The organism is Tropicimonas omnivorans (assembly GCF_031846565.1).
Taxonomy (GTDB): domain Bacteria; phylum Pseudomonadota; class Alphaproteobacteria; order Rhodobacterales; family Rhodobacteraceae; genus Tropicimonas_B; species Tropicimonas_B omnivorans.
The window spans coordinates 313,786-330,043 of the sequence record NZ_JAVRHL010000003.1 but is presented as its reverse complement, the minus strand read 5'-3'; the positions used below and the strand labels follow the sequence as shown (position 1 = coordinate 330,043).

At 66.5% G+C, this 16,258-nt stretch carries 16 protein-coding genes and 1 pseudogene; 9 read left to right on the top strand and 8 right to left on the bottom strand.

Translation table 11 applies throughout. The features are described 5' to 3' along the window. The first annotated feature begins 25 nt into the window (after positions 1-25). The gene (locus tag RM543_RS12120) at positions 26-889 is read left to right on the top strand and encodes a LysR family transcriptional regulator (protein WP_311691977.1); all 864 of its coding nucleotides are present in this window, start codon (positions 26-28) and stop codon (positions 887-889) included. Between the two features lie 292 nt (positions 890-1,181). Here the strand turns inward: RM543_RS12120 and RM543_RS12115 are convergent, their stop codons facing one another. Beyond that, positions 1,182-1,736 (bottom strand): hypothetical protein, encoded by a 555-nt coding sequence (locus RM543_RS12115; protein WP_311691975.1) that lies wholly within the window; start codon positions 1,734-1,736, stop codon positions 1,182-1,184. A gap of 277 nt (positions 1,737-2,013) precedes the next feature. Here RM543_RS12115 and RM543_RS12110 point away from each other — a divergent pair. The 7 genes and pseudogenes from RM543_RS12110 to RM543_RS12080 form a co-directional block, all read left to right on the top strand. Next, a pseudogene (locus RM543_RS12110) lies at positions 2,014-2,499 on the top strand (tyrosine-type recombinase/integrase); the annotation flags it as partial. A 68-nt stretch (positions 2,500-2,567) separates the two neighbouring features. Further along, a complete protein-coding gene (locus RM543_RS12105; protein ID WP_311691973.1) occupies positions 2,568-3,608 on the top strand; it encodes a LacI family DNA-binding transcriptional regulator in 1,041 nt (346 codons plus the stop codon). Then, positions 3,605-4,951: an ABC transporter substrate-binding protein gene (locus RM543_RS12100; RefSeq protein ID WP_311691971.1), complete on the top strand. Its 1,347-nt coding sequence runs from the start codon at positions 3,605-3,607 to the stop codon at positions 4,949-4,951. Before RM543_RS12105 ends, RM543_RS12100 begins: the two co-directional genes overlap by 4 nt. A gap of 58 nt (positions 4,952-5,009) precedes the next feature. Next, positions 5,010-6,242: a sugar ABC transporter permease gene (locus RM543_RS12095; RefSeq protein ID WP_311691969.1), complete on the top strand. Its 1,233-nt coding sequence runs from the start codon at positions 5,010-5,012 to the stop codon at positions 6,240-6,242. Next, the gene (locus RM543_RS12090; protein WP_311691967.1) at positions 6,239-7,441 is read left to right on the top strand and encodes a carbohydrate ABC transporter permease; all 1,203 of its coding nucleotides are present in this window, start codon (positions 6,239-6,241) and stop codon (positions 7,439-7,441) included. The genes RM543_RS12095 and RM543_RS12090 overlap by 4 nt, the downstream gene beginning before the upstream one ends. A gap of 49 nt (positions 7,442-7,490) precedes the next feature. After that, positions 7,491-8,732: an MGH1-like glycoside hydrolase domain-containing protein gene (locus RM543_RS12085; RefSeq protein WP_311691965.1), complete on the top strand. Its 1,242-nt coding sequence runs from the start codon at positions 7,491-7,493 to the stop codon at positions 8,730-8,732. Further along, positions 8,732-9,781 (top strand): ABC transporter ATP-binding protein, encoded by a 1,050-nt coding sequence (locus RM543_RS12080; protein WP_311693344.1) that lies wholly within the window; start codon positions 8,732-8,734, stop codon positions 9,779-9,781. The genes RM543_RS12085 and RM543_RS12080 overlap by 1 nt, the downstream gene beginning before the upstream one ends. A 370-nt stretch (positions 9,782-10,151) precedes the next feature. Here RM543_RS12080 and RM543_RS12075 read toward each other — a convergent pair whose 3' ends face one another. The 7 genes from RM543_RS12075 to RM543_RS12045 all read right to left on the bottom strand — a co-directional run bounded on the left by RM543_RS12075 (position 10,152) and on the right by RM543_RS12045 (position 15,616). Next, positions 10,152-10,676: a DUF421 domain-containing protein gene (locus RM543_RS12075; RefSeq protein ID WP_311691963.1), complete on the bottom strand. Its 525-nt coding sequence runs from the start codon at positions 10,674-10,676 to the stop codon at positions 10,152-10,154. Between the two features lie 52 nt (positions 10,677-10,728). After that, positions 10,729-11,553 (bottom strand): manganese catalase family protein, encoded by an 825-nt coding sequence (locus RM543_RS12070; RefSeq protein WP_311691961.1) that lies wholly within the window; start codon positions 11,551-11,553, stop codon positions 10,729-10,731. Beyond that, entirely contained in the window at positions 11,522-12,385 is an 864-nt protein-coding gene (locus RM543_RS12065; RefSeq protein WP_311691959.1) for a glycosyltransferase family 2 protein, read from the bottom strand. The genes RM543_RS12070 and RM543_RS12065 overlap by 32 nt, the downstream gene beginning before the upstream one ends. Further along, positions 12,382-12,963: an SAM-dependent methyltransferase gene (locus RM543_RS12060; protein ID WP_311691957.1), complete on the bottom strand. Its 582-nt coding sequence runs from the start codon at positions 12,961-12,963 to the stop codon at positions 12,382-12,384. Before RM543_RS12060 ends, RM543_RS12065 begins: the two co-directional genes overlap by 4 nt. Further along, positions 12,960-13,658, bottom strand: coding sequence for a PIG-L deacetylase family protein (locus RM543_RS12055; RefSeq protein WP_311691955.1), 699 nt, complete (start codon positions 13,656-13,658; stop codon positions 12,960-12,962). Before RM543_RS12055 ends, RM543_RS12060 begins: the two co-directional genes overlap by 4 nt. Beyond that, the gene (locus RM543_RS12050; RefSeq protein ID WP_311691953.1) at positions 13,655-14,803 is read right to left on the bottom strand and encodes an acyl-CoA dehydrogenase family protein; all 1,149 of its coding nucleotides are present in this window, start codon (positions 14,801-14,803) and stop codon (positions 13,655-13,657) included. The genes RM543_RS12055 and RM543_RS12050 overlap by 4 nt, the downstream gene beginning before the upstream one ends. A gap of 78 nt (positions 14,804-14,881) precedes the next feature. Then, positions 14,882-15,616, bottom strand: coding sequence for a Crp/Fnr family transcriptional regulator (locus tag RM543_RS12045; RefSeq protein WP_311691951.1), 735 nt, complete (start codon positions 15,614-15,616; stop codon positions 14,882-14,884). Positions 15,617-15,905: 289 nt separating this feature from the next. Between RM543_RS12045 and RM543_RS12040 the strand changes: the two genes are divergently transcribed. Continuing rightward, positions 15,906-16,052: a hypothetical protein gene (locus RM543_RS12040; protein ID WP_311691949.1), complete on the top strand. Its 147-nt coding sequence runs from the start codon at positions 15,906-15,908 to the stop codon at positions 16,050-16,052. The last annotated feature ends 206 nt before the right edge of the window (positions 16,053-16,258 follow it).

The window sequence follows — 16,258 nt, the reverse complement described above, 5'->3', positions numbered from 1 at the left end:
CAAAACGAAATGAAGCGGTCACTTCATGAGTGAAAAGAAAAATGGACCGGCGAAGGAGAAGGATGGAACGCCGTCACGCGCCTCGGGGCGGATCCCCTGGGGTGACCTGTCGGCCTTTCTCGCCATCGCGCGGCAGGGCGGCCTTTCCGCCGCGGCACGCGACATCGGGTCGAGTGCGCCTACTCTCGGGCGACGCATGCGGGCGATGGAACGCGCCTTGGGGCGCGAGCTGTTCGTGCATCGCAGCCACGGATACGACCTGACGGCAGAGGGCGCGCAGCTGAGGGACCGGCTTCTGCCGGTCGAAGATATCATCGCCCGCGCCACGCTTCCGGCGAGCGACGGCGCACTGCCCCTTGTCAAGATTTCGGCCGGAACCTGGACAGCGCTGGCCCTCACAGCGGTCCTTCGTTCAATCACTGGCGACCCACCCGACCTCCGGGTCCGACTTCTGCAGGGCGAGGATGTCCTGTCCATACCGCGCCGCGAGGCCGCCATCGGCTTCCGCTCGCGCCGCCCGACGGACACGGGTCTGGCCGGACGGCGGATTCAAAGGGTGGAATTCGCCCCCTTCGCGACAGCCGACGCGCCCGATGACTGGATCGTCGTACGCGCGGATACGCCCTCCGCACACTGGGTGGCGGAGCGGTGTGGCGACGGGATCGCGGTCGAGGCGAACAGCCCACGCCTCGCGCTTGATCTCGCGCTAAGCGGTTTCGGCCGCGCCATGTTGCCCACCTTCCTGGGCGACCGGCAGGCCGGTTTGGAAAGGACCGGTCCGGTGGTGGACGACCTCGCCCACGACCAATGGCTCGTCAGCCACGACGATGACCGCGATCTGCCGGAGATCAGGCGAGCCCTCGACAGGATCGGACGCGCTTTCGGGTGACACATTTGCGGGTGACGACGGGTCGGCCGATCGCGAAACCAGTCGTTCTCCTGTCGTGCAGTATCTGTCGTTTCGCGGCTCGAAGCCGACGCGCGGCGGCACGGCGAGCAGAACAGCAGCCGGGACGCAGCGACCGTTGGTCCCGGCCCTGTCATGCCGTTCATCACTTCTCTGAATGCCGCAGCGTGGCCCGCCGAACCGGCCGTTAGCTGCGGTTGCGAGATCGAGGCACGCTCGAACTCACATTTTGTGGGACGGAGCTGCCGTTCGGCAAAAATGGCTGTAGGTCGGTTCAACTCAACCTGTATGCGTCGGGGGTAGTGGCTTTTGACCAATGATTATAAAAACAGTACCCTTCTTCCCACAGCGTTGCTGCTCCGGGCAGAACGGGCACGGAAGAAATTTTGGCGATGGCCTTCGCCTTAATCATCCTGTTAAGCTTACCCGAGAAACGGTTCGTATGTCTCACGTTCCATATTTCACCGCCACGGCCTGTCCGAATACCATCGTTGGCCCCCAAGCGCGCCTCCGAAAATGTGTTTGTTGTGCAGTAGTGCAGGTTTTCTTCTACCGGACGCTCAAGGTAGAGTTGTATGAAACCTGCCGCTCCGCATCTTTCTCTCCAAGTATGACCGTGGCTCTTTGCGGGGTCCAAAGCAAATCGGTTGGTCTGAGGCCGTGGGCCCGAGCCGTGTACCCATAGGTTCAGATCAATGGCGTGACGCCGATTGCCGCCCTCGTGGGGGACCTCGAACTCTGCGAGGATTTCGTCGACATCGGTAAAAATCCGAATGGACTTCCCGGGCTCGGAATAAAGTTCATACACCTGAAAATCTTCAGTTGCCAAGATCTCGGATAATATAACCGCGTGGTCAGATTCATTGCCGAACCAGTTTAAATTTGGCAAAATTACTATCCCATAAAAGCTTATAAATTCCGCCAAAAGGCCACCGGAAATTATTGATCACGGTCAGCCGTCATAAGTATAGCGGACATTCATGCGATGGGAAGCATCAGACAACACGGGCTCGAAGCAGACATGCGGCATCGCGGCGTGCTACCCTGTGGCACCGACAAGGTGCCGGTGATGGGAGGAGCCCGGCGGACCGGAGGAACTGCCATGCCTGCCTCGAACCTCCCCCGCAATCCGCGCATGCCGGCCAGCCTGGAACAAGGGCCGCATCGTCGGTCAGAAGCGACCGCTTCTGCCGAAACACGCCTGGGCGATCCGCGGGCGGCTCGAGCTCGCCGACCGCGCCCGTGATCTCGCTCTCTTCAACCTGGCGATCGACAGCAAGCTGCGCGGCTGCGACCTCGTTTCGCTCCGGGTCGCCGACGTCTACGCGGCGGGCCAGGTTAAGGAGCGGGCCTCGATCACCCAGAGCAAGACCCGGCAACCGGTCCGCTTCGAGATCACCGACGGCACGCGGACGTCCCTCGTGGCTTGGCTCGGCGATCCCGAACTGTTCGGATCGAAATATCTATGGCCGGGACGGTTCCACGAGAGGCTCCACATCTCGACCCGCCAGTACGCGCGCCCTGTCCGGGGCTGGGCCACCTCGATCGGACTGGAGCCAAGCTCCTACGGCACCCATTCCATGCGCCGGACCACACCAAAAATGGTTGACGAAACCGGTTTCGGCGAGTTTTAACTGTCCCGAGGTACGGGGAGGATCGTATGGAACGCAGGGTGACGCTGCGCGACCTTGCAGGCGAGTTGGGCCTGTCGAAAGGGACGGTCTCGCGCGCTCTGAACGGGTATCGCGATATCAGCCCGGCGACCATTCAGCGCGTGCGCGAGGTATCCGAGCGCATCGGTTATCGCCCCTTGGCCTTGGCGCAATCCATCCGTACCGGACAATCCCGCTCTCTGGGCCTCGTGCTCCAGATGGAACAGCACGACGCGCAACGGCCGTTCCTGGCCGAATTTCTGCGCGGGATCACGCGCGCAGTCTCCGCGCAGAACTGGACCCTCACGGTGGCAACCGCTGAGAGCGAGGACGAGGGGCTCGACACGTATCTCCGCCTGATGGCCGAGAGGAAGGCAGATGGGTTCATCCTCCCGCGAACACAGCGCCACGATCCGCGGATCACGCTTCTCCGAGACGCGGGATGCCCCTTCGTCCTTTTCGGGCGCACCGAGGATAGCGACGACTGCGCCTGGTTCGACATTCGTGGCGGTCAGGCCATGCAGCAGGCCGTGGCCCGGCTGGCAGGGTTCGGTCATCGGCGCATCGCCTTCATCGGGGCCGATCCGGTCTACACCTACGCCACCAAGCGTCTGCATGGATATCGCGCGGGGATGGCCGAGGCGGGACTTTCACCGCTGGTCACAGCCGGGCATGCCACCGCCAAGGACGGCGGAACGGGACTGCTTGCTCTTCTCGAAGGCGAGGCGCCCCCGACCGCCGTGGTCTGCGCCACCGATCTTCTGGCCATCGGCGCCATAAGGGCGGCGCAGGCGCGCGGGCTCACCGCAGGTCGGGACATTTCCATCATCGGCTACGACGGCAGCAGGGAGGGGCAAACCCTCGACCCGCCACTGACGAGCTTCGCGGTCGATCAGGTCGCGGCGGGCGCGCGGCTGGCCGAGTTGCTGATCGCGCGGATCGGCGGCGCCGATCCACTGACCCTGCGCGAGACGGCGGATGCCGTCCTGCGCGAAGGCGGCACCGACGGTCCGCCATTGAACCACGACACCACGGGAGGAACACGATGACCACCAAGATACTTGCCAAGGCCCTGATGGGCACCGCGCTGACGACGCTGATCGCGCTTCCGGCGGCGGCCGACATCCGCTTCTGGACGACCGAAGAACAGCCGGAACGGCTCGAGCGGCAGCAACGGCTCGCCGCGGATTTCGAGGAGCAGTCGGGCATCGCCGTCGAGGTGATCCCGGTGACCGAGAGCGAGCTTGGCACGCGGGCCACAGCGGCCTACGCCGCAGGCGACCTGCCCGACGTCATCTACCACCCGCTGCAATATGCCCTGCCCTGGATCGAGGCCGGCATCCTCGACGGTGAGATCGCGACCGAGGTGATCGAGGAGCTGGGCCCGGACACCTTCGCCTCCGGCGCGCTGGAATTCGCTGCGGCCGAAGACGGGTATGCCGCCGTGCCGGTCGATGGCTGGACGCAGATGATCCTCTATCGCAAGGACCTGTTCGAGGAGGCCGGGCTCGAGGCGCCCACCACCTATGACGCGGTGACGACGGCGATCGAAGCCCTGCACAACCCGCCCGAGATGTTCGGCTTCGTCGCCGCGACCAAGGTGGACGATAACTTCATGAGCCAAGTGCTGGAGCACGTCTTCCTCGCCAACGGCGCGAGCCCGGTGGGCGACGGCGGTTTCACCGGCTTCGACGAGGCGGCCACCACCGAGGTTCTCGAGTTCTACAAGACCATCGCTGAGGCCTCGCCGCCGGGCGAACTCTTCTGGGAGCAGTCGCGCTCGCTCTATTTCTCGGGCGATGCGGCGATGATCATCTGGTCGCCCTTCATCCTCGACGAACTCGCGGGCCTGCGCGACGACGCGCCGCCCACGATCAACGACGATCCGACCTCGCCGGAGCTCGCCACGAAGACAGGCATCGTCACCAGCTTCGCCGGTCCCTCGAACCCCGATGGCGCGGCCTGGGCCGAAATTCGCTACCTCGGGATCACGGTAGACGCGGATTTCGACGAGGCGCAGCAATTCGTCGAGTACTCGATGACGGACGGCTACACCCAGACGCTGGCGATCGCGCCCGAAGGCAAGTTCCCCGTCCGCAGGGGGACCGAAGAGAACCCCGAGGAGTTCGTCGAGGCCTGGGCCGAGCTGCCCGTGGGCGTCGACCGCAAGGCGCCGCTCTCCGAGCTCTACGATCCGGCGATGATCGACGAGATTGTGGCTGGTCTCGACACCGCGCAGCGCTGGGGCATCGAGGACGGCCAGCTCGCGCTCGCCTCCAAGATCGTCAACAGCCAGATCATCAACCGCGTGGTGCGCCAGTTCATCGACGGCGAGATCGAGGCGGCCGCGGCCGTCGAGCGGATGAACGAGGAACTCGCCGAAATCGAGTGACAGAACGCGGTGCGCGCCGGGTCGGTCCCGGCGCGCATCAACCGGGGAGGAGACACACATGACGGACGCCGTTCCACCGAAAGGCCGCGGTCCGCTCGCCCGCCGCGAGGCCCGCCTGGCCTGGGGCCTGCTCGCGCCGACGATCGCCATCGTCTCGGCGGTCGTCGTGCTGCCGCTCCTCGCGATCCTCTGGATCTCGTTCAAGCCCGTGGGACTCGCAGACCTGCGCCCGCCAGAGCCCGTCGTCCGCGAGAGCCTGCGGGGCGATGGTGAGGACCTGAGGCTGCAGTATCGGCTCAGGAACTCCTCGCGGGACATCGCCATTTCAGGCGTGACGATCAGCGACACCCTGCCGCCCGGCCTCTCGATCCGCGAGAACGATGACCGGTGCGAGGTGACCAACGGCACCATCCTCTGCGACCTCGGCGATCTGGAGGCCGGCGGGCGCGACGAGATCGAGATCTTCGTCTCGGCCGACGGCGACGCGGACGCCCTCGGCGACGAGGCCGAGGAGAGCGCGCCGGGAGTGACCGGCCGGGCGCCGAACATCCTGACCAACGCGGAATTCACCTTCGAGAACTTCGCCCGCATCTTCGACGGCGACGAGTTCTGGGACGTGCTCGGCGTGACGCTGTTCTATGCCACGGTCGGCACCATCGGCGCGCTGGTGGTGGGGCTCTTCGCGGCGTTGCTGCTCGACCGGTCGTTCCGGGGACAGGGCATCCTCCGCGGCCTTTATCTCTTTCCCTACGTCGCCCCGGTGATCGCGGTGGCCTTCACCTGGGTGATCCTGTTCGATCCCTTCTCGGGCTCGGCCAATGCGCTTCTCCTTCGGATGGGCGTGACCGAGAGCGCGATCAACTTCTTCGGCGATCGGCCGCTCGCGCTGATCATGGTCACCGTGTTCGAGATCTGGCGCTACTTCCCGCTCTCGTTCCTCTTCATCCTCGCCAGGATGCAGTCGATACCGGAGGACATGTACGAGGCGGCCGACATGGACGGCGCCTCGCCCTTCCAGAAGTTCTGGTTCCTGTCGCTGCCGCAGCTTCTCGGCATCCTGTCGGTGCTGTTCCTGCTGCGCTTCATCTGGACCTTCAACAAGTTCGACGACATCTTCCTGCTGACCGGCGGCAACGCCGGCACGCGGACGCTGACGGTCAACGTCTACGAACAGGCCTTCGCGATCTCGAACATCGGCGCAGGCGCGGCGGTCGCCGTGGTGATCTTCGCCTGCCTCCTTCTGTTCTCGGTCTTCTTCTTCAAGGTCATCAGCCGGGAGGAAGGGCTATGAACGCGCTTCGCCACGGATACGTCACCGCCGCGATCCTCGGTATCCTCTGGACCTTCACCGTCGCCATCACGGTGGCCGTCGCCATGTCGTTCCTGACCGGCGCGGCGTTCCGGCCCTCGGCCCTGCTGTCGGTCGTGGCGGGTGCGCTCGCCGGGATCGCCTGCCTTCAGGGGCGCGCGGGCGTCTCGATCGCGGCGCTCGGACTGCTGGCGCTGGGGCTCCTGGGTCTCGGCCCGGTCCAGACCGGGGAGGTCGGCTTCCTGTCGCGCCTCATCGGCCACGCGCTGGCCGCCGCGGCCACGGTCGCGGGGCTCAACGGCTTTCTGCGCGGTCTGCCATCGGGGCGCCTCACGCGGCACGAATTCGAGGACGCGATCATTCGTTTCCTCACCGGGTTCGGCTACGTGTTCTTCACCGCCATCGTCGCCATCCCCTTCTACGTCATGGTGATGACAAGCCTGAAGAACCAGCAGCAACTCGTTCAGAACCCCCTCGATTTCAGTATCGACCTCTCGCGGGGATGGGGCCTGTTCGAGAGCTATGTCGAGCTGATGACGGTGTTCAACTTCGGCTCATACCTCTGGACGAGCTTCTACGTCGCGGTGCTGACCGTCCTTCTGACGCTTGCCTTCTCGATCCCCGGCGCCTACGCCGTGGCGCGGATGCGGTTCCGGGGCGCGGCGGCGTTCTCGCGCTCGATCCTCCTGATCTACATGGTTCCGATGATCGTCTTGGCGCTGCCGATCTACATCGGCTACTCGATGATCGGCCTGCGCAACTCGGTCCTCGGGATCGTCCTGATCTACCCGGTCACGACCATTCCGGTCGCCCTCTACATGCTGCAGGGCTACTTCCGCGGCCTTCCGGCGGAGGTCGAGGAGGCGGGGCTGATGGACGGGCTGTCGCGCCTCGCGGTGATCTGGAAGATCACCCTGCCGCTGTCGCTGCCGGCCCTGGCCTCGGTCTCGCTCTACGTCTTCATGATCGCGTGGAACGAGTTCCTCCTGGCGTTCATGCTGCTCGACGATCCGTCGAAGTTCACGCTGACGCGGGGCATCGCCTCGCTCGACAGCTCCGAGATCCCGCGGCAGCACCTGATGGCCGGATCGGTCATCGCGACGGTGCCCATCATGGCGATCTTCCTCGGCCTCGAACGCTTCATGACGCGCGGCCTCACCGCCGGGTCGGTGAAGGGATGAGGGGCGCGCGGGCGATGCCGAAAGACGACATGATACGAAAGACGGACAGATGACCGACGAAGACCTCGACGCGGCCGCGCGGGATATCCTGACCGCGAACGACCGTGGCGGCTACACGATCCCGACCGCGGGGCTCTACCCGTTTCAGTGGAACTGGGACTCGGCCTTCGCGGCATGGGGGTTCTCGACCTTCGATGCGGATCGCGCCTGGACCGAGCTCGAGACGCTGTTCTCGGCCCAGTGGTCGACCGGAATGGTCCCGCATATCGTGTTCCACAAGGAAGACGACGGCTATTTCCCCGGCCCAGACGTCTGGGACACCGGGACGACGCCTGCGACGTCGGGCATCTCGCAGCCGCCCGTCGCGGCGATCCTTGCGCGGCTGATCCATGACCGGGTCGGCGGCACGGAGAGGCTCCGCGCGCTCTACCCCAAACTGCTGGCATGGCACCGCTGGTGGCTGGAGTGTCGCGTGGCCCATGGCATCGCCTGTATCGCCCATCCCTGGGAGTCCGGGCGCGACAACTGCCCCGACTGGGACCCGGGCATGGCCAATGTCGACACCGCGGGCGTCGGCACCTATCAGCGCCGCGATACCGGCCACGTGGACGCGGCCATGCGCCCCAGCAAGGAAGATTACGACCGCTACATCACCATGGTGAAGTTCGGGCGGGAGTGCGGCTGGGACCAGGTGGAAATCCGCGATAATGGCCCGTTCCTGATGGGCGATCCGGCCACAACCTTCATCCTGATCCGCGCCAACAGGGATCTTGCCGCCATCGCCGACATCCTCGGAGAGGACAGCGCCGAGCCGACCGCATGGGCCGACGAGATGGAAGCCGCGCTGCCGTGGCTCTGGAGCGACGACCTGCAGGCCTATGTCGCACGGGACGCGCGCACCGGCGTCTTCGCCAGCGCCATCTCGTCGGGCGCCGCGCTCGGCCTCCTTGCCGGTGTAGAGAACGCGGCGATGGAGGAGAAGCTCGCCGCCATGTGGGACCGGGTGCGCTACGGCATACCGTCAAACGATCCCGCCGCGCCCAGCTTTGAGCCGCGCCGCTACTGGCGCGGGCCGACCTGGCCGGTCGTCAACGCGCTGATCGCCGTCGGGCTGACTTCGGCCGGACGCGACGCCGACGAGGCGCGTCTCCGCCGCGAGACGGCCGAGCTGATCCGGCAGGGAGGCTTCTTCGAGTATTTCGACCCCACGGACGGCACGGCCTGTGGCGGGGACCGATTCACATGGACGGCCGCCATCTGGCTGGCATGGGCCAACAGAGAGGAAACGTGATGGGTGCGATCCGGCTTGAGCATATCGAGAAGTGGTTCGAGAGCTTGCAGGTTATCAAGGGCATCGACCTCGAGATCGAGGATGGCGAGTTCATCGTTTTCGTCGGCCCTTCCGGCTGCGGCAAATCCACGCTCCTGCGAATGATCGGTGGGCTGGAAGAGATCAGCCGCGGCAATCTTGTCATCGATGACCGCGATGTCACCTCTGACCCGCCGTCGAAGCGCGGCCTGTCGATGGTGTTCCAGAGCTACGCGCTCTACCCCCACATGTCGGTCCGCGACAATATGGGTTTCTCGCTGAAGACCGCCGGCGCGCCCAAGTCAGAGATCGCCGAGAAAGTGGACGACGCTGCACGTATCCTGAAGCTTGGCGATTATCTCGACCGGCGGCCGAAAGCGTTGTCCGGTGGACAGCGGCAGCGGGTGGCCATTGGTCGTTCGATCGTGCGCGACCCGACCGCGTTCCTGTTCGACGAGCCGCTCTCCAATCTGGATGCCGCCCTTCGCGTGGAGATGCGCTATGAGATTGCCAAGCTGCACCAGACCCTGGGGCGTACAATGATCTACGTGACCCATGATCAGGTCGAAGCGATGACGCTTGCCGACCGGATCGTTGTACTCGAGTTCGGCACCATCGCCCAGGTTGGCACACCGCGCGAGCTCTACGAGCGGCCCGCCAACCTCTTTGTCGCCGAATTCATCGGTTCGCCCGCAATGAATATCCTGCCTTGCGAAACGGTCGATGGCGGCCTCGCGCCGAAAGGGGGGCGGCGCATCCCCGGTAGCGAGGGCCGTGACAGAGCCGTCAAGATCGGTGTGCGCCCTGAGGATCTGACGCCCGTTGCTACAGGCGAGGGAATGCTCGATGCCGAGGTCGAGGTCGTCGAATACCTCGGCGCCGACAGTTTCCTGATCCTCGGGTCTGAGAACGCCGGCCAGATCACGCTGCGCACCGATGGCACGACGCAGGCCAAACCGGGCGACAGAATGGGACTCTCCGTTTCGGGAGCGCTCCACGCGTTTGAAGAGTCCGGACAAGCCCTGCGCTGATATTAGTTGAGCTACCAGAGCGTTGCCTGATCGAGCGGGCAACGCTTCGATCATTGGCGGCGAGCCCGGCTAGCTGAATGTCTGCTTCCTGAGGGTGGCCGGGGCACCTTGGCGTCCGCAGCGAATGACCGGAATCCGCCATTCTCATCGGATCCGCGACGACGCGACCGCCAACCCGATCATGTCCGCTTCGGACTGCGTGCCGTCATTGCTCGCGGCGATGGAAGCGGCGGGGTTGTCCGCGCTGCGGTCGCTCACGTAGACCGCAGCGAAGGTCGATAGAGAGCCCGTTTTACCGAACGCCGTCCCGCAGCATTCTGCATGAGCAGAACATCCCTTGCCTGTCACCAGGACCCGCGGCGCGTGGATCCTAGCCGGGAATGTCCACGCCGGATCTCTGCAGGCTCTTGGCCACATCGCCGTGATCCTGCGCGTCGCTGAAGACCGAAACGTCCCCCGCCGGCTCGAGGATCATCGCGGACACATGCGACAGCCGATCGACGCCGCGCTGGCGCATGAACATCAGGACCTCGTCCTCGATAACCCGTTCCCGGCGCATGTTCGCGTGCTGCAGCTCTCCCTTGAAGACTAGCAACGCGGGTTGCGACCGCACGAGCTTTCGGACGCCATCGGACTTCATGATGACGAGAGAGATCACGTAATCCATGGCGATCAAGGACGCCAAGGCGATGGCGGCATCGAGAAAGGCCACGTTGTCGAGAATGATGAAGGAGCTCAGCACCGACCCGACGGTGAAGGTCAGGATCATGTCGTACATGTTGAACTGCGCGACCGTCCGCTTGCCGGACAGCCGAAGCAGAAAGAGGAGCAGCAAGAACCCCAGAACCACCGCTACCGGGATATGCCAGTAAGCGCCCTCGTCGTCGAAAAACATATGCTACTCCCCATGTGGACCTCGCCCCCGGCGTCGTGCCGGGGGCGAGAGATCATTGCTGTTCGGTCTGCGTGCCGGTTCCGGGACGGGCCTTGCCGAGATCGGGCTTCTGGCCGAGCGGCTCGACCTTTTCCTTCGCCGAGAACTCGGCGCGACCGTCGAGCGAGGGGCCTGAGGTCCAGCGTCCCTCGGGCGTCGGCTCGTCGAGGGAGGTGTTGAGGAAGTAGTAGCTGTGCTCCGTCGCCTCGTGCTCTTCGGGCGTCGAGTTCGGGATCGGAAGCTGCTGGTTCCAGCCGCCCAGCTCCTCGATCACCGCGAGCCACTGCTGCTGGTGCATCGTGTCGCGCGCGATGAGGAAGGACAGCATGTCCTTCATCCCGGCATCCTCGGTCATGTTGTAGAGGCGACTGGCCAGCACCCGCCCGCCCGACTCGGCGGTGGCGTTGGCCATCATGTCCGCGGCGAGGTTGCCGGTGGCATAGACGTGGCTCATGTCGAAGGGCACGCCGTTGGCATTCACCGGCATGGCCGACAGCCCCGAGCTGAGGATATGTCGCGGGTTGGCCCCGCCCATGATCGCGTGAACGACCGGGTCCTTCGCCGCCTCTTCCTGCACCGAGACCGGCGCGCCTTCGAGGTTCAGCGCGACCGCGTGGCCGAGGAACTCGATATGGCTCAGCTCTTCGGTGGCGGTCATCATCAGCATGTCGCGATACTTCGCGTCGCCGCGCGCGCCCATGGCTTGGAAGAAATACTGCATCGCGACGCGGATCTCGCCCTCGATGCCGCCGATCGCCTGCTGGAGGTACTTGGCGAATTGCGGATCGGGGGTATCGACCCGAACCTCATACTGAAGCTTGCTGGAATGATGGAACATTGTCGTCTCCTTTGGTGAACAGTGATGGAAGGCTAGGCCAATCGGCCCGGGGCGCCAGTGCGGCCAGGCGTCGTTCGAGCCGGGCGCATTCGCGTTCGAGGGCAACGGCGTCGGCGGCGAGGCGCGCCCCGGCGTGGGTTCGTTCTGCAATCGTGTCGGCCATTCCGCCGGGTGCCCGACCGCGCAGCCGGCAGGAGGCGACGACCACGGCATCCCAGGGCCGCGCGACCCGAAGGTCGTGGTCGATCAGGGCGGCGGCCATGCGGCGATCCTCGTGGGACGCCACCGGATCGATGCCACCGACGGCGCGGTAGGCCGAGGCGTGCCAGGCGATCAGCGCACCAGGGCTCTGACCATGTGCCGGGAACGGGTCCCACGGGCGCCTGGCGATGAGCGCCGCGATCAGGGCGCGCAGGCAATCGCACCGGTCTTCGGCGGCACCGTGTCGACGGACCAACCTCGGCAGGACGGCGAACTCGGTCGCGTCGGGCACGACCCGGCCGAAGACGGCATCGGCGCGGTCGAGTGCCCGCAGGACCGCGGCCACGCTGCCGGGCGCCAGTGTGCAGTCGGCATCAATGGTGAACAGGATGCGCGCCCCGCGATCCAGCGCGGCGTCAAGGCCGATGGCCCGCGCCGCACCGACCCCGCCCGCAAGCGCGGGCGTCTCGATGACCGCGGCCCCCTCGGCCCGGGCCAGTTCCGCCGTGGCATCGGTGCAGCCATTGGCGACCACGAGTGCGGCGAGCCCTTCACGTCGAAGGGAGGCGAGTGCTGTCGGCAGGCGATCAGCTTCGTCGCGGGCCGGAATGACGGCAACCGCTCGCGTCACGACCCTGTCCCCTCGAGCGGGGCGAAAATGGCGATCCGGTAGCCATCGCCGACATGCGGCATCCGGCAGTGACGGTCGGTGGCGGCGGCGAAGGCCGCGACCGCGTCGTCCCCGCTCAGCGCGTGGCCCGTCTCGCCGCGCCATGTCACGCAGACCACATCCGCGCCGGGATGATCCCCGTCGAGGTCCCCGGCGATCCGCGCGATGGCGCTCCGGTCGAGGAAGTAGAGGATCTCGCTCAGGATCACGAGGTCGTAGCCCGCCCCGCCCGGCGGTTCGGGCAGGGCGCAAGGGAGGAACGCTTCCACGAACCGGCCCGTCGGGACGGCCGCGCGCGCTGATTCCAGTGCTGCAGGCACCGCGTCGAGCCCGGTATAGGACGCGCAGCGCGGGGCGATCCGGCGTGCGAGTTCGCCGTTCCCGCACCCGATCTCCAGCGCCATCCCGTAATGCGCCCGCGGTAGAGTGCGCGCGACCGCGGCGAAGCGCTCCGCCTCGTAGGGCGAGCCGCGAAAATCCCACGGATCGTCCGTCGTGGCATAGAGACCGTGCAGATGCGCAAGGTTCGCAGGCGTCATGGCTGCACCTGCGCGAAGATCTCGGCCTCGGCGCAAAACCGGTCCGCGAACCCCGGTGGCATGGCGAAGCCCTGCGGGTCATCGCGCACAACGAGGCCCATCTGGCTGCGATGCGCCTGGATCGCCGCGCGTTTGGCCGGTCGTCTGTGTGGCAGGTCCAGCCGCAGTCCCGGCACCTCGATGCCGCCGGCCCAACCGTGCCATCGCGACCAGACGGCATAGGACCAGAGGCGCAGGCCAGGGCGCTGCGCGCCGACGCGGCGGGCGGCCTCGGCGCAGGCGACGTGGTCGCAATGCGGATCATCCGATGAGGCTGTCAGGACGACCCCTGCCCCGAGACCGTCCACCAGCCTCACCAGATCGCGCGCGAGGTCACCTCCGGGCGCGTGAAGCCGGTGCAACGCGGCGTCGGGGTGGCCGAGCCAGGTGATGTCCCGCACCGGATCGCCCCCGAGGCAGCGGACGGCCCTCGACAACTCGTCACGACGCAGGGCCGCGAGCCGCGGACCCGGCCAGTCGCGCGAACCGGGATGGGAGGCCGCGCCGTCGGTCAGGCAGGCGACATGCGTGGGGAGCCCCCGGTGCCAGCGCTCGGCCAGCAGCAAACCGCAGCCCAGCGACTCGTCGTCCGGATGCGGCGCGAGCACCAGCAAGGGTGCGTCGCCCAGCAGGGTCTCGGGCGAAAGGGCGCTCATCGCAGCCCCCCCGGGCCGACATCCAGCGCCGTCCCCAAGGCCCGGTCGAGCTTCGCGTCCGGTCCCGCCTGGCGCAGGAACAGCGACAGATCGCGCCGCATCCGGTCCACCGGGCCCTGCAGGTCATGCGCGGCCATTCCGAGACTGCGCTCGCAGAGCGCGAGGATGCGGATACACGCGCCCTCGACCGCCTCGCGCGCCATCAGGGCATGGGCGACCGCCCGCTCCACCGCCTCGGGCAGTGCTTCGGTCGCCCCCTCCACCGCCACGGCGGCGGCCTCGACCACGGCGCGGGCGGCAACGGCCTCGGCCATCGCGCGTCCAAGCCGGTCACGCTGAACCGGGTCGTCCAGTCGCCCCATACGCCGCAGCAGCGTGGTCCAGCGGTCGATCAGGCCTTCGGCCCCGCCGACATGGGCGGCACAGTAGCGCCACACGCCGCCCTCGAACCACGGTTCGGTCATCAGCGCGCCCGCCGGGCCGACGCAGCCCATCTCGTCGAGGACGATCCCGGTGGCGTCGAACCCGCCCGAGCGGGACGCGCGCATGGCAGATGCGGTCCAGGCGTCGTGATCGTGGCGCGCGGGATCTCCTGCAGGCACGAGGAACATGCGCGCCGGAGCGCCGGACGCCGCGCGCGCCGTCACGAGCGCAAGGTCGACATGGCCGAGCCCGGAGGCATAGCGCTTGGACCCTGACAGCCGGATGCCGCCCTCCGTGCGGTCCACCCATTCCAGCGGCGCTGACCCGTCCGCCCCCCAGACGCCGAGAAGCGCGCCGTCGCGCACCGCCGCGCGCATCGCGTCCCGCGCGGGGCGCTCGGCATGCATCTCGACGAGGATCGCAGCGTTGATGTGCCCTTCGAGCAGGCGGGCGAGCGCGAGATCGGCTGCACCCACGCGACGCAGCAGATCCGACAGAGCCACCGCCCTATCCGGCGCCCAGCCGATGCCAGCGCCCTCCGGCTCGGGCAGAACGGATCTCAGAATGCCCGCCGACCGAAGCAGCTCTATCGTGCCGCCGAGGTCCGGCAGCTCCCGCGCCGCCGCGTCGGACGAGGCGCGAAGCCGGTCGAGCAAGGGAAGGATCGCGTCGCCCGGCGCGGTCGCTCCCGGTGCCGTAGATCCGCTATCGCAGTGGCCCATTCGTCTCTCCGCACGCGGACGATCCGCATAGCGAAAGATAGGCGGGCCGGTGGGGCGACAACCTCTGGTTAAACTTGTTTACGGCGCGCTGGCGGGCGGTCGTCGAAGCTCCAGGTAGGCAGGATCGAAGTTGGAATAGTGTGCCAAACGACCGGGATCGGGCAGACGTACGCGGCCCCGCTCCCACTCCAGCAGCCCCTCGGCGCGCAGATCGCGGACGGCGTGGTTCACATGGACCACGGAATACCCCAGCGCCTCGGCGATCCCCCGCTGATCGAGCGGCATCGCGAAGCCCTCCGCCAGGACCAGCCCCGCCGCATCCAGCCGCGCGTGCAATTCGCACAGGAGGTGGCCCAGCCGCTGTGTCCCGCGCAGCGCGGCGCGCGTCGCAACCCAGACACGGTGCATCTTGGCGTCAATCAGCGTGTCGAGCCACAGCAGCCTGGCGAGATGCGGATGATCCTGCGTGATCGTTTTAAGATGCGCGGCGGCGACGAATTCGACCGTGCAGGGGCCCACGGCGAGGATGTCGTGGTCGATATGCTGCAACAGGAAGGAATGGAGGTCGATGAAATCTCCGGGCACATGCAGGGCGCTGATGACCCGCTCGGACCCGCCGATCCGGTGCGACCGCATCGCCATTCCGTCGACGAGAAGACAACTGCCGTCCGGAGCGGCCCCCTCGACGACGATCCGGTCCCCGTGGGCGTAGACCGTGCGCTCCACCGGCAAGGCACGCAGAACATCCCGCTCCGCCGCCGACAGATCGGCACGCCGCGCCAGGCTGGCTTCCAGTCGATGGGTGTTCGCCATCCTGCACTCCTAAAAGACGTTGCGATGAGCGGTTCGCTGAGACGCGCATGCGATGTGTACGCATGGAAAGCCGCGCTCCGGGCCAAACGCCAATCGATGCACACAGCTTTCTCCGTATAGACGGTGGGGTCCACAAGACCAGATGCCTGGAGGTCAGAGTATGCCACCGAGGAGCGGACCGATTGGCACCACCCGAGCGCCCTGGCTCCGAGCCTTGGCAGGAACGCTCCGAACGAGGGCTCGAAGCGCGAAACGCCCCAAGAAGGTCAGGAACTGGCCCCCGAGGCGCATGACGATACTCCTCGTCGAGAAGCGTGAACGGATCGTTTTGCAGGACGAGGTCGCTACGGAACTTCAGAACCGTACCAAGAACCTTTTCGCTGTCATGTCTGCGATCGTTGGCCTGTCGGCACGTGGCGAGACAGACGTGGAGTGAGTAAGGCGGGCCGCCCGTCGCCGTGCCCAGTATCGCGGGCACCGGACCGCGCATGACCGAGAGCGTACTGCGAACCATCGGTGCCCGGCTGAGCTACGCTTGGTGCCAGGCAGGCCTGAAAGTCGCCCTCGATATGCCGCTCGACATTTGATGTACGCGCTAGAACCCGGCAAGCCTGACGTCGGGCGGCGCGATCGTTCGTGTGG